The sequence below is a fragment of the Bradyrhizobium sp. JR4.1 genome, from assembly GCF_040548605.1.
In the GTDB taxonomy this organism is placed as follows: Bacteria; Pseudomonadota; Alphaproteobacteria; order Rhizobiales; family Xanthobacteraceae; genus Bradyrhizobium; species Bradyrhizobium canariense.
The window spans coordinates 84,512-97,766 of the sequence record NZ_JBEPRY010000024.1 but is presented as its reverse complement, the minus strand read 5'-3'; the positions used below and the strand labels follow the sequence as shown (position 1 = coordinate 97,766).

Annotated in this window: 11 protein-coding genes; 4 read left to right on the top strand and 7 right to left on the bottom strand. The window is 64.0% G+C overall.

The features are described from left to right. Positions 1-350: 350 nt before the first annotated feature. Positions 351-2,939, top strand: coding sequence for a hopanoid transporter HpnN (gene hpnN, locus ABIB90_RS33215; protein ID WP_354169541.1), 2,589 nt, complete (start codon positions 351-353; stop codon positions 2,937-2,939). Here the strand turns inward: hpnN and ABIB90_RS33210 are convergent. Beyond that, on the bottom strand, positions 2,907-3,539 hold the full coding sequence (locus ABIB90_RS33210; RefSeq protein WP_354169539.1) for a DUF2147 domain-containing protein: 633 nt from the start codon (positions 3,537-3,539) through the stop codon (positions 2,907-2,909). The two genes, hpnN and ABIB90_RS33210, sit on opposite strands and share 33 nt — an antisense overlap. Positions 3,540-3,680: 141 nt before the next feature. Here ABIB90_RS33210 and hpnO point away from each other — a divergent pair, with 141 nt between their 5' ends. Further along, positions 3,681-5,072, top strand: a complete 1,392-nt coding sequence (gene hpnO / locus ABIB90_RS33205) for an aminobacteriohopanetriol synthase HpnO (protein WP_026233264.1) — start codon at positions 3,681-3,683, stop codon at positions 5,070-5,072. A gap of 73 nt (positions 5,073-5,145) precedes the next feature. Here the strand turns inward: hpnO and ABIB90_RS33200 are convergent, their stop codons facing one another. From ABIB90_RS33200 to ABIB90_RS33175, 6 genes are all read right to left on the bottom strand, one after another. After that, a complete protein-coding gene (locus tag ABIB90_RS33200) occupies positions 5,146-5,754 on the bottom strand; it encodes a hypothetical protein (protein ID WP_354202192.1) in 609 nt (202 codons plus the stop codon). A 71-nt stretch (positions 5,755-5,825) separates the two neighbouring features. Continuing rightward, positions 5,826-6,593: an anti-sigma factor family protein gene (locus ABIB90_RS33195; RefSeq protein ID WP_354169535.1), complete on the bottom strand. Its 768-nt coding sequence runs from the start codon at positions 6,591-6,593 to the stop codon at positions 5,826-5,828. Beyond that, the gene (locus ABIB90_RS33190; protein WP_007608103.1) at positions 6,590-7,138 is read right to left on the bottom strand and encodes a sigma-70 family RNA polymerase sigma factor; all 549 of its coding nucleotides are present in this window, start codon (positions 7,136-7,138) and stop codon (positions 6,590-6,592) included. Before ABIB90_RS33190 ends, ABIB90_RS33195 begins: the two co-directional genes overlap by 4 nt. A gap of 157 nt (positions 7,139-7,295) precedes the next feature. Continuing rightward, entirely contained in the window at positions 7,296-7,619 is a 324-nt protein-coding gene (locus ABIB90_RS33185; RefSeq protein WP_354169532.1) for a cupredoxin domain-containing protein, read from the bottom strand. Positions 7,620-7,642: 23 nt separating this feature from the next. Continuing rightward, positions 7,643-8,587, bottom strand: coding sequence for a metallophosphoesterase family protein (locus ABIB90_RS33180; protein ID WP_354169530.1), 945 nt, complete (start codon positions 8,585-8,587; stop codon positions 7,643-7,645). Between the two features lie 187 nt (positions 8,588-8,774). Beyond that, a complete protein-coding gene (locus tag ABIB90_RS33175) occupies positions 8,775-10,394 on the bottom strand; it encodes a GMC family oxidoreductase (RefSeq protein ID WP_354169528.1) in 1,620 nt (539 codons plus the stop codon). Positions 10,395-10,595: 201 nt separating this feature from the next. On the opposite strand from ABIB90_RS33175, the gene ABIB90_RS33170 reads away from it, so the two are divergent. Then, positions 10,596-11,765, top strand: a complete 1,170-nt coding sequence (locus tag ABIB90_RS33170; RefSeq protein ID WP_007593609.1) for a M20 aminoacylase family protein — start codon at positions 10,596-10,598, stop codon at positions 11,763-11,765. A gap of 227 nt (positions 11,766-11,992) precedes the next feature. Beyond that, a complete protein-coding gene (locus ABIB90_RS33165; RefSeq protein ID WP_354169526.1) occupies positions 11,993-13,165 on the top strand; it encodes a M20 aminoacylase family protein in 1,173 nt (390 codons plus the stop codon). Positions 13,166-13,255 lie beyond the last annotated feature (90 nt).

The window sequence follows — 13,255 nt, the reverse complement described above, 5'->3', positions numbered from 1 at the left end:
GCCCACCCCTGTCGGGGCCCCGTGCATGGAGGCGCAATACTTTGTGTCAAAAAATCGGCAGCAAGGAAAGGTGGAATGGACTTTGGTTCCTCTGGGATCACTTTTACGGTATTATAGTAGAGGGATGTTTGGTCAGAAAAGCGGTGACATCGGTGTTTGCGCCTTCGTCACTTTCCCGCCTCAACTCCCCGGCTATACCGACCGCCCCGCATGATTTCGCCATGGTCCTCCGCCGTTTACCTCGAACCTTCTGACGGCGATAACCACTCAAAACAGCAATAGGTTTCGGCCGGGAACTCCGTTAAACAGCGGGCGTTTCCGGCAAGCTGTTAACCGCAGAAAGAAAAGTAGTGCTGCAAAGCGTCGTCGTTGCCATCGTCAGGGCCTGCACCCGGTTTGCCTCCCTCGTCGTCATTCTCGGGCTCCTGCTGGCGGTGGGGGCGGGCTATTACACGTCCCGGCATTTCGCCATCAACACCGATATCAATTCGCTGATTGCCCAAAATCTGGACTGGCGCCAACGCGACCAGCAGTTCGATCGCGCCTTCGACCGCGATGCGACGATTACGGCGGTGGTCGAAGCCAAAACGCCGGAGATGGCGACCGCGGCCTCGGACGCGCTCTATGCCAAGCTGAAGGACAACAAGACAGACTTCCAGTCGGTGCAGCAGCTCGGCACCGGCGAGTTCTTCGAGAAGAATGGCCTGTTGTTCCTGCCGACAGAGGAAGTCGCAAAGGTCACCAGCCAGTTCGAATCCGCCGCGCCTCTGATCGAGATCATGGCAGGCGATCCCTCGATCCGCGGCCTGACCGGGGCGCTGGAAACGGGACTTGCCGGCGTCAAGCGCGGGCAGGTCAAGCTCGACAACACCGAGCGGCCCTTCAACCAGATCGCGCAAACGGTCGAGACCGTGCTCAACAAGGGCAATGCGACCTTCTCCTGGCGTGAGCTCGTCAGTGACGAGCCGCTGACGGATTCGGACAAGCGCGCCTTCATCGAGTTCAAACCGATCCTCGACTACAACGCGCTGGAGCCCGGTAAGGGCGCAACCGACGCGATCCGCAAGGCCGCAGCCGATCTGGACTTTGCCACCAAATACCAGGCGCGGGTCCGGCTGACCGGGCCGGTCCCGATCGCCAACGAGGAATACGCAACCGTCCAGGAAGGCGCCGTCGTCAACGGCATCGGCACGGTTCTCGTCGTGCTGCTCATCCTGTGGCTGGCGCTGCATTCGGCGAAGATCATCTTCGCCGTGTTCGTCAATCTCTTCGTCGGTCTTGCGCTGACAACCGCCGCCGGCCTGATGATGGTGGGTTCGCTCAATTTGCTGTCGATCGCGTTCGCCGTGCTGTTCGTCGGTCTCGGCGTCGATTTCGGCATTCAGTACAGCGTCCGCTATCGCTCCGAGCGCTACAAGCACAACGACCTTTCGGGCGCGCTGATCCTGGCTGCCAAGCGCTCGGCAATTCCGTTGTCGCTGGCGGCAATGGCGACCGCGGCCGGCTTCCTCTGCTTCATCCCCACCGACTACAAGGGTATTGCCGAACTCGGGCAGATCGCCGGCGTCGGCATGCTGGTCGCGTTCGTCACCAGCATCACCGTGCTGCCGGCGATGCTGAAGCTGTTGAACCCGCCCGGCGAGAAGGAGCCGGTCGGCTACGCCTTCCTGGCGCCGCTCGATCACTTCCTGGAGAAGCACCGGGTGCTGGTCGTCGGCGGTACGATGTTTCTGGCGGTCGCCGGCCTGCCGCTGCTCTATTACATGAAGTTCGACTTCAACCCGATGAACCTGCGCAACCCGAAGGCGGAGTCGATCGCGACCTTCCTCGATTTGCGCAAGGATCCCAACACCGGCGCCAATGCCATCAACGTGATGACCACGTCGGAAGAGCAGGCGAGGCAGGTGGAGGCGAAGCTGGAGAAGGTGCCGGAGGTGTTGCGCGTGATGTCGCTCAACAGCTTCGTTCCCGAAGACCAGGCGCCGAAGCTGAAGCTGATCGCGCAGGGCGCCAAGGTGCTGAACCCCGCGCTCAATCCCGACCAGATCGACGCCGCGCCGACGGACAAGGAAAACGCCGATGCGCTGAAATCCTCGGTCGACAATCTGCGCCGGACCGCAGGCGATGCGAAGGGCCCGGGTGCGGTCGCCTCGCGTCGGCTCGCTGACGCGCTGGAAAAGCTCGCCAATGGCGATGAAGCCACGCGGAACAAGGCGCAGGACGTGTTCGTCGCGCCGATGAAGATCGTGTTCGACCAGCTCCGGAACGCGATGCAAGCCGAGCCGGTTACCCTGAAGTCATTGCCGGCAGATCTCGTCAGCGCCTGGAAGAGCAAGGACGGCATCATCCGGGTCGAGGCGCTGCCGAAGGGCGATCCCAACGACAACGACACGCTGCGCAAATTTGCGGCGGCGGTGCTCGTTGCCGAGCCGACCGCGATCGGCGGTCCGGTCTCGATCCTGAAATCCGGCGACACCGTGGTGAAGGCGTTCATCCATGCGGGAATCTACGCGCTGCTGGTGATCGGCCTGCTGCTGTGGATCACGCTGCGCCGGTTCGTCGACGTGTTGATGACGCTGGTGCCGCTGCTGGTGGCCGGCGCGGTGACGCTCGAGATCTGCGTGCTGATCGGCTTGCCGCTCAACTTCGCCAATATCGTCGCGTTTCCGCTGCTGCTCGGCGTCGGCGTGGCCTTCAAGATCTACTATGTCGTGGCCTGGCGCTCGGGCAGGACAAACCTGCTCCAGACCAGCCTGACGCGCGCGATCTTTTTCAGCGCGCTGACAACGGCGACCGCGTTCGGCAGCCTCTGGCTGTCGAGCCATCCCGGCACGTCCAGCATGGGCAAGCTGCTCGCGCTGTCGCTGGTGACGACGCTCGCCGCCGTGCTGCTGTTTCAGCCCGCCCTAATGGGCAAACCCCGCAATCTCAGGGAGTAGGCAGATGTCGCCGACCTGGTCGGCGGCGCCCTTCTGACCGGGTTTGGCACTGCCGGCGGCCTTCGGGGCTGCGGGCGCGGGCTGCGCCGCCGTAGCGCCCGTCGTTCCCGGGGCTTTCGGCGCCGCGCCGGCGGGCTTCGGCGCGCCCTTGGCCATGGCGTTGGCGGAGCTCAAGGGAATCGGGGGGCTGACCCGGGTCCAGGTCTCGCCACCGCACAGGAACCCCATCACGCAGCCCTTGATCTCGAGCTGGTCGGTGCCAACCGGCGTGATGGTCGCGCTGTAGAGCTGGCCGTCCTTGGCGTTGTAGACCTGACCTTCCCACTGCTCGGCGCCGGGCTTTTTCTTCATGTCGATCAGGGTCGCCATGCCCAGCGTGGGCCGGGTCTTTTTCGACGCGTCCGGATTGTTCTCGTCGCGGCCGCCGGGCTGTTTTTCCCAGGAAACCGCGCCCCACATGCTGCCATTGCATTGGGCGACACGAATGTTGGCAACGCCGTCGGCAACCCGCCAGTCGCCGGTCGGATCGGCGGCGAGCGCCGGGGCCAGGCAGGTGTAACCGCCAGCCAGTATTAGTCCGGTGTAAACGGCTAAACGCATGATAGTTCCTTGGCAGTGCAACATGGTCTAAAGCTCTGCTTGCGAAGATGGTCCGAAAAAGGGCAAAAGGCCGCACAGACCGTTTTCAGCGACGTTCCGTTTTCAGTTGACGAGACGGCCCTCAACCGAAGTATGTAGCGGATGCACAGCCCAAATCCAGACATGTCTCAGCTGTTCGCGGACCGCCAGGCCCAGCGCAGCGCCCTGCATAATCGGCATCTGAACGAGCAGTTCGTTCGGGTTCTGAAGACCATCGGCTACGATGTCGGCTTCCAGAAGGGGCAGGGGCAGTACCTCTACGACCGCGACGGGGCGCGCTATCTCGACCTCTTGTCCGGTTTTGGCGTGTTTGCGATCGGGCGCAATCATCCTGTCATGCGTGAGGCGCTCAAGAGCGTGCTCGATGCCGACCTGCCGAACCTCGTCCAATTCGACGTCTCGGTGCTTGCCGGCGTGCTCGCTGAGCGGCTTTTGAAGTACGTCCCCTATCTCGACAAGGCGTTCTTCGCCAATTCCGGCGCCGAATGCGTCGAAGCCGCGATCAAGTTCGCCCGCGGCGCCACCGGCCGTCCGGGGATCGTCTATTGTGCCCACGGCTATCACGGCCTGACCTATGGCGCGCTGTCGCTGACCGGTGATTCGAACTTCCGCACCGGCTTCGAGCCGTTGCTGCCGGGCTGCACCTCGATCCCGTTCAACGATCTCGCCGCTCTTGAAAAGGCGCTGGCCTCGCGCGAGGTGGCGGCCTTCGTCGTCGAGCCGATCCAGGGCAAGGGCGTCAACATGCCCACCGACGAGTTCCTGCCGGGTGCGGCTGCGCTCTGCAAGAAATACGGGACGCTGTTCGTCGCCGACGAGATCCAGACCGGCATGGGCCGCACCGGCCGCTTCCTCGCGGTCGAGCACTGGAACGTCGAGCCCGACATGGTGCTGCTCTCGAAGTCGCTGTCCGGCGGCCACGTGCCGGTCGGCGCGGTGCTGACGCGCAAGAGCATCTTCGACAAGATCTTCAACCAGATGGACCGTGCAGTCGTGCACGGCTCAACTTTCTCCAAGAACGACCTGGCGATGGCTGCGGGCATCGCCACGCTTGACATCATGGAGTCCGAGAAGCTGATCGAGTCCGCCGCCAAGCGCGGTGCCGAGCTGCGCCTCGCGCTCACGCGCATGGTGCCCGGCTACGAGCTGTTGAAGGAAGTCCGCGGCAAGGGCCTGATGATCGGCGTCGAGTTCGGCCCGCCCAAATCGCTGCGGCTGCGGGCGTCCTGGAACGTGCTGGAGGCGGCCAATAAGGGCCTGTTCTGCCAGCTCATCACCGTGCCGCTGTTCAAGGACCACAAGATCCTCACGCAGGTCGCCGGCCATGGCAGCCACACCATCAAGCTTCTGCCGCCGCTCACCATCACCGAGGAAGATTGCGGCTGGATCGAGCGCGCTTTCGACGACGTCATCGCCGGCAGCCACAAGGTCCCCGGCGCGATCTGGTCGCTCGGCAAGACGCTGGTCGACAACGCGGTGCGGCGGTCGGCGTAAGGCCGAGGCGCTCAGGCGGCTTCAATCTTGTTCGCCACTTCGATGTGATCGAGGGCCGCGGGAGGTGCCCGCCTCAATGGGCAAACACCGTATTGAAGAGCGCCAGGACGTTGCCGTCCTTCTCGACCGCAAGAATGGCGCGGCGTTGCGTCGCGTAGACGATCGGGATGTCCATCCAGGCTCTACTTCGGATCAGAAGCGAATTGTTTGCCGCGTCCTGCGGCACAGCGGACAGGCCGATCAGGAAATGCGTGTCGTCGACCTTCACCGACAGCGCGGCAATGGGCGCTCCCTTGGCCTGCTCGTTGGCCTTCATCAGGAGGCCCATGACCTGTTTGATCCTGCCGGCGGCGAAGTCCGGGGCGAAATCGATCTGCACCGTGTGGGTGGCTGGCAGTGCGGGGTCGAAATTGCGCCGGATGGAGAGCGTCATCTGCAGGTTCCGCGAAGGCACCTCGACATTCCCGCGTATCGTAACATCGCCTGATGGTGCGGAGGCATCGGTCGTCGGTTCTATCCGCCAAGTGATCTTTCCTTCTGCGCGATCACCCTTCGGGTTGCTCACGTCTTCCTCGTAGAGGACGGCCCGCATCGTGGTGGCGAGTCCGTCGCGGGCTGCTGCCGGCCCGTAAGCGGCGATCGTCCAGGCAAGCGTTGCGGCAAGAACGAGAGGGCGCATCATGGTGCTTGAATTAGCAGCGCTCTCCCGAGCTCGCAATCAAAAGTTGTGAGTCTGACTTGCGGGATGCGCCGCTATCCCTCCGCATTCGCCTTCATCGCCGCCTCGAACTTGTCGACGAACTCGGCGAGCTCGTCTGCGCCGAGATCGCTGACGGCCCAGAAGTTCAGGCCGCGATTGCCCCAGCGCCGGCAGTTGAAGCCCTGCATGGTTTCGGTCTTGGGCGCCCGGTATTCCGCGTTCGATGTCTGCGACACGAACAGATTGACCACGTGCTGCCGGCGCTTGTAGACGACCGCGCCGATGGCACGGGCGTCGATATAGTCGAGCCTGCCGCCGACCAGCGTAAAACCTTGCGCGGTGAGGTCGATCACGGGCGGGGCGACGTCGAGCTTGCCGTTGAACCACGGCTTGACCGTGTGCTGGTCGGTGGAGACCACGTCAATGAGGTGGCCGGCCTGGAGCGAGCGCAGATGCGCGGAGACGACCTCCGACAGGATGCGCTGCTGGTCGTCCTGGCGCAGCACCAATGCGACGACGCCGGAGGCGGCGAGCGCGGAGACTGCCGAGCCCATCGCAAAGCCGCGCAGCACGGAGCGGCGGCTCGGCTGTTGACGCTGCGGCTGCGGCAGCGAAGCCTCGATACGCGCACGCAGGCTCGCCGGTGCGGTGTAGCGCAAATCGGCATCCGCAAGCACGCGCTGCATGTCGCGTTGGGCCGAAAACTCCGCAGCGCAGGCCGGGCAGCTGGCGATATGGGCTTCGACCTCGCGCGCGTGGCCGGCATCGAGCTCATTGTCGAGCAGCGCGTGAAGCAGGATTCTTGCTTCGTCGCAGGTCATCTTGCTTGCTCCTCATCCGCCGTCCAGGCCGCGCGCAGCATGGCGCGGGCGCGGGCGAGGCGGGACATCACGGTGCCGACGGGTGCACCGACGGCCTCTGCGATTTCACGATAAGACAGGTTGTTGATCTCCCGCAGCACGAATGTTTCCTTGAACGGTTCGGCGAGCGCGTCGATCAGCTTGCGGATCGCGCCCGCATCGCGGCTGCGCAGCACTTCGGTTTCCGGGCTTGCCTCGGTCTCTTGCCAGATCGGCGTCTGCTCGGCAGCGCCGGGGGTATCCTCGATCGCGCTGTGCCTGTGTGCGCGGCGTGCATATTCGGCATTGCAGACGTTACGCAGGATCGCGAACAGCCAGGGCTTCATCGCCGGCCCGCGATAGCTATCGAAATGCTTCAGAGCGCGCAGATAGCACTCCTGCACCGCGTCCTCGGCATCGGAGGCGTCACGCAAGAGATAGCGCGCGAGCGTGTAGACGTCGTCGAGATAGGGCAGCGCCGCCTCGCGGAAGCGTTGCGCCTTCTGCAAATCGTCGTTAGCGGGCATCGCTCCTCGCTTTGCCTCTTGTTCTGCGCGTTGAGTCGTGTCGTCGCTGTTCGTCTCGTCCCTGCTCGTTTTGTCTCTGTGTGTGACCGAAGGCACACGAGCCCGGCCGGCGTGGGACCACCGGCCGGGCAAGACGTTGATGCCTTGGTTCGAGATGTTACTCAACCTTGATCATCCCCGTCATGTGCGGGTGCAGAGAACAAAAATATTTGTAGTCGCCCGCATTGGTGAAGGTGAACGAGAACTTGTCGTCAGTGTCCAGGGTCTTGGACCTGAATTTGCCGGCCGACACCACGGTGTGCGGGATGTCGTCCCGGTTGGTCCAGGTCACGGTGGTGCCGACCTTGATCTTGAGCTCGGCCGGCTGGAAGACGAAATTGTCGATATGCACCTCCGTGTCGTCGGCACGGGCGGTTGTGGCGGGCAACAGCATGGCCGCGGCCAAAGCGACACCGAAGTCGCGGCGATTGAGTGTCTTCATTGTCAGCTTCCGTTAGCCCTGCATCAACCCTGGAGCGGCGTGTCGATGATCGCGAGCCGCTGCTCGTTCTGCTTGAAGTTGATGCTGGCAACGCCGAGCATCGCGCGGAGCTTTGTGTCCTCGACCTTCATCGGTCCGGGCGAGGGGGCAGCCCCGGGTGCCGGCTGCGGGAAGGCGGTGGAGCGGGCGGTGTGGAAGGTGACGTTGCCCTCCACCTTCTGCATCACCTGGTGAATATGCCCGTTCAGCACGGTGACCGAACCGAAGCCTTTCACGTGTTCCAGCGCGCGGGCGCCGTCCTCGGTGCCCCAGCCCCATTCGGGGTAGACCGTCCAGAGCGGGATGTGGGCGAACAGCACGATCGGCGTCGATTTCGACTTGCCGCGCAGATCGTCCTCGAGCCAGGCGAGCTGCTCGGCGCCGAGATTGCCGAGGCCTCCGGCCTTGAGGTCGACGACATTGACGAGGCCGATGAAGTGCACGCCGCCAGCGTCGAACGAATACCAGCCTGCGCCCTTTGTGCCGCGGCCGTAGCGCTCGCGATAGAATTTCACCTCCTCGTCGAGGAAGTCATGCTCGCCGGGCACGTAATGCACGTCGAGCTTGCTCTGCGAGATGATGCGATCGGCATTGTCGAATTCGGCGGCCTTCGACAGATGCGTGATGTCGCCAGTGTGGATCATGAACGACGGCTTGACCGGCATCGCGTTGATCTTGTTGATGGCTTCCTCGAGCGTGCCGAGCGCGTTGGGATTGGCCGGCTTGTCGAAGCCGACATGGCTGTCGCTGATCTGGAGGAAGGTCATTCCGGGCGCGGCCGCGGTCGCAGCTTGCGCGGAATCGATGATGCCGAGCGAGCGCGGCACGCCACCGGTGATGGTCCAAAGCACCCCGGTGCCGGCCCAGGTCATGCATTCAAGCACCTTGCGGCGGCTTAAGCCGTCCTCGCCGTGATCGTGTCCGCTCATCGCGCAGCTCCACTTCGCCCGGAATTGGGCTTCGGGGAGGTGATTGGGGGAGCGGGGGTCTTATTCCCGGACGCGATGACGTTTTCGTGAGGTGGTGGGACGCGTAGCCCGTATGGAGCGCAGCGGAATACGGGTCCAGACTTACGATACTCCCCGGATTTCGCTACGCCCCATCGGGGCTACGCATTCACTTCGCATCCTCCAAAATCATCGTCGCGCCTTTTTCGGCGATCATCGCGGTCGGCGTGTTGGTGTTGCCCGACGTGATGGTCGGCATGATCGAGGCATCGACAATGCGAAGGCCGCCGAGACCGTAGAAGCGCAGGCGTTCGTCGACCACCGCCATCGGATCGCTCACCGCGCCCATCTTCGCGGTGCCGACGGGATGGAAGATGGTGGTGCCGATGTCGCCGGCGGCCTTGGCGAGCGAGGCATCGTCGTCGCCGACGGCGGGGCCGGGCAGATATTCGCTCGGGCGATATTTTGCCAGCGCCTTCTGCTGCATCAGGCGGCGGGTGGTGCGGATGGCATCGGCGCCGACCTGGCGGTCGTCATCCGTTGAAAGATAATTCGGCGCGATGATGGGCTTCTCGTCCGGCGCCGCCGAACGCAGACGTAAGGTGCCGCGCGATGTCGGCTGGAGATTGCAGGCGCTCACCGTGATCGCGGGGAAGCGGTGCAGAGGATCGCCGAACTTGTCGAGCGACAGCGGCTGGACGTGGAACTGGATGTTGGCGCGTGCGCGCGTCGCATCGGAGCGGGTGAAGATGCCGAGCTGCGACGGCGCCATGGTCAACGGCCCGCGGCGACGGAACGCGTAATCGAGCCCCATCAGGCCGCGGCGGAGCAGATTGTAATAAGTCTCGTTCAGTGTGCGCACGCCCTCGACCTTGTAGATCGCGCGCTGCTGGAGATGATCCTGTAAATTACGGCCGACGCCGGGCTTGTCCATCACGATATCGATGCCGAGCGGCGACAGCCAGTCGGCCGGCCCGAGGCCGGAGCGATGCAGCACCTGCACTGAGCCGATCGCGCCTGCCGAGAGGATCACCTCGCGCCTCGCACGCGCCTCGACGATCTCGCCATTCTGGATGAAGCGCACGCCGACGGCGCGGCCCTGTTCGACGATCAGCCGATCAACCAGCACATGCTTTTCGAGCCGCAGATTGGGCCGGTTCAGGACCGGCTTGAGGAAGCCGCGCGCCGACGACCAGCGCCGGCCGCGCTTCTGATTGACGTGGAAATAGCTGGTGCCTTCGTTGTCGCCGGTATTGAAATCCGGGATGCGCTTGATGCCCATCTCCTCGGCCGCGTCGCCCACGGCATCGAGGATGTCCCAGGACAGCCGCGGCGCCTCGATGCGCCAGCCGCCGCCGGCGCCGTGGTGCTCGCTCGCGCCGAGGAAGTGATCCTCGAGCCGTTTGAACAGCGGCAGCACGTCGTCATAACCCCAGCCGGTCATGCCGAGCTGGCGCCAGTGATCGTAATCGGCGGCCTGCCCGCGCATCGAGATCATGGCGTTGATCGCCGAAGAGCCGCCGATCACCTTGCCACGAGGATAGGCGAGCGAGCGGCCGTTCAGGCCGGGCTCGGCCTCGGTCCTGAACATCCAGTCCGAGCGCGGATTGCCGATGGCGAAGAGATAGCCGACGGGAATGTGGAACCAGATCCAGTTGTCGTCGCCGCCGGCTTCGAGGACGAGGACGCGATTGCTGGAAACGGCCGACAGCCGGTTGGCGACGATGCAGCCCGCCGTGCCGGCCCCAACGACAATGTAGTCAAACTCACCTTCGAGCCGCCTTGGCATTCTTCTTCCACCCAACAGGAATCGTGCCCTGGCTTGTCCCAGGCATCCACGAGCTTTCCGTTCTAATAGTCAGACGTGGATGGCCGGGACAAGTCCGGCCATGCCTGTGAGTCAGGGCTACACCCCGATCCGCGCCAGTTGGGTGGACTGGTGCTTGCATGGTAGACAGGCCTGCATTTTCAACAAAGCTTGAGACCCTCCATGCCCATCGTGAACCGCGTCGCCGACCTTCAACCCGATATTCAGGCCTGGCGCCGGGACATCCACCAGCATCCGGAGCTGCTCTATGACGTCCACCGCACTGCAGCATTCGTCGCGGACCGCCTGCGCGAGTTCGGCTGCGATGAGGTCGTGACGGGCATCGGCCAGACCGGCGTGGTCGGCGTGATCAAGGGCAGCAAGCCGGCCGGCGAGGGCCTCAAGGCCATCGGCCTACGCGCCGATATGGATGCGCTCCCGGTCGAGGAGCAGACCAACCTGCCTTATGCTTCGAAGACTCCCGGCAAGATGCACGCCTGCGGCCATGACGGCCACACCGCGATGCTGCTCGGTGCTGCGCGTTATCTCGCCGAGACCCGCAACTTCGCCGGCGATGCGGTGGTGATCTTCCAGCCGGCCGAGGAGGGCGGCGCGGGTGGAGCGGCCATGGTCAAGGACGGCCTGATGGAGCGCTTCGGCATCGAGCAAGTCTATGGCATGCACAACGGTCCGGGCATTCCGGTGGGCTCGTTCGCGATCCGGCCGGGTCCGATCATGGCGGCGACCGACGAGGTCGATATCATGATCGAGGGTCTCGGCGGCCACGCCGCGCGGCCGCACAAATGTGTCGATTCCGTTCTGGTCGGCGCGCAAGTCATCACGGCGCTGCAGTCGATCGTCGCGCGCAGCGTCGATCCGCTGGAATCGGCCGTGATCTCGATCTGCGAGTTCCACGCGGGCAATGCCCGCAACGTGATTCCACAAACCGCGACACTGAGGGGCACCATCCGCACGCTGTCGCCGGAGGTGCGCAAGCTGGTCGAGAAGCGCGTACGCGAGGTCGTCGCGGGCGTGGCGCAGATCACCGGCGCCAAGATCGACCTGCGCTACCAGCGCAATTATCCGGTAGTGGTCAATCACGCCGCGGAGACCGAGGTGGCGAAGCGCATTGCCAAGCAAGTTGCGGGCGAAGCCAATGTGCTCGAGATGCCGCCGCTGATGGGCGGCGAGGATTTCGCCTATATGCTGGAAGCGCGCCCCGGCGCCTTCATCTTCTGCGGCAACGGCGACAGCGCCGGCCTGCATCACCCCGCCTACAATTTCGACGACGAGGCGATCGTCTTCGGCACGTCGTACTGGGTCAAGCTGGTGGAGGGCCAACTCGCGGCGTGAGGTCATTCCCGTCCATCCCTTCGTTGCCCGGGCTTGCCCCGGGCATTTTTCTTGATCCGTCACATCCATTTCAATTTTGACACTGTCAAGATTTGGCTTGACGATGCCCCTGTCCGACCCTTAGATATCTTTACGTTGTAAAGATCTCCTTCTGGTGGGCCTGTCGAAATTGCCAGCGCTCTTGCCTGCTCCACCGAGGGAGGTGTCAGTCAGGATCCAGGAAAGCCATGCCCGTCGTGAACCGCGTCGTCGACTTTCGACCCGACATCCAGACCTGGCGGCGGGACATTCACCAGCATCCGGAGCTGCTGTACGACGTTCACCGGACCGCAGCCTTCGTGGCGGAATGCCTGCGCGACTTCCGCTGCGACGAGGTCGTGACCGGCATCGGCCAGACCGGCGTCGTCGGCGTGATCAAGGGCAAGCGGCCGGCGAGCGCCGATATCAAGGTGATCGGTCTGCGCGCCGACATGGACGCGCTGCCGATCCAGGAGCAGACCAGCCTGCCTTACGCCTCGAAGATTCCGGGCAAGATGCACGCCTGCGGCCACGACGGCCACACCGCGATGCTGCTGGGTGCAGCCCGTTACCTGGCCGAGACCCGCAACTTCGCCGGCGATGCGATCGTGATCTTTCAGCCCGCCGAGGAGGGCGGTGCCGGCGGCGCGGCCATGGTCAAGGATGGACTCATGGAGCGTTTCGCCATCGATCAGGTCTACGGCATGCACAACGCCCCCGGCATTCCGATCGGGGCGTTCGCGATCCGGCAGGGCCCGATCATGGCGGCGACCGATGCGGTCGACATTAGGATCGAGGGCCTCGGCGGCCACGCGGCGCGTCCGCACAATTGCGTCGATCCCGTTCTGGTCGGCGCGCAGGTGATCACGGCCCTGCAGTCGATCGTCGCGCGCAGCGTCGATCCGTTGGACGCGGCCGTCATCTCGATCTGCGAATTTCACGCCGGCAACACCCGCAACGTCATTCCGCAAACGGCGGAGTTGAAAGGCACGATCCGCCTGCTGACCGCGGAGGCGCGCAAGCTCGTGGAGAAGCGCGTGCGCGAAATCGTGGCCGGCGTGGCCCAGATCAGTGGCGCCAAGATCGACCTGCGCTACAACAACAGTTATCCCGTGACCAACAACCACGCGGCACCGACCGAGGTGGCGCGTCGGATCGCCAAACAGGTCGTCGGAGACGCCAAAGTGTACGAGATGCCGCCGCAAATGGCCGGCGAGGACTTCGCCTACATGCTGGAAGCGCGGCCCGGCGCCCTTATCTTCTGCGGCAATGGCGACAGCGCCGGCCTGCATCACCCCGCCTATGATTTCAACGACGAGGCGATCGTTTACGGTACGTCGTACTGGGTCAAGCTGGTCGAGGAAGCGCTCGCGGCATCGTAAGACTCTTACTTCACCTCGCCCGGCTTGCTGGGAGAGGTCGGAATTCAAGCGCAGCTTGAATTCCGGGTGAGGGGACTCTCCGCGAGTCCG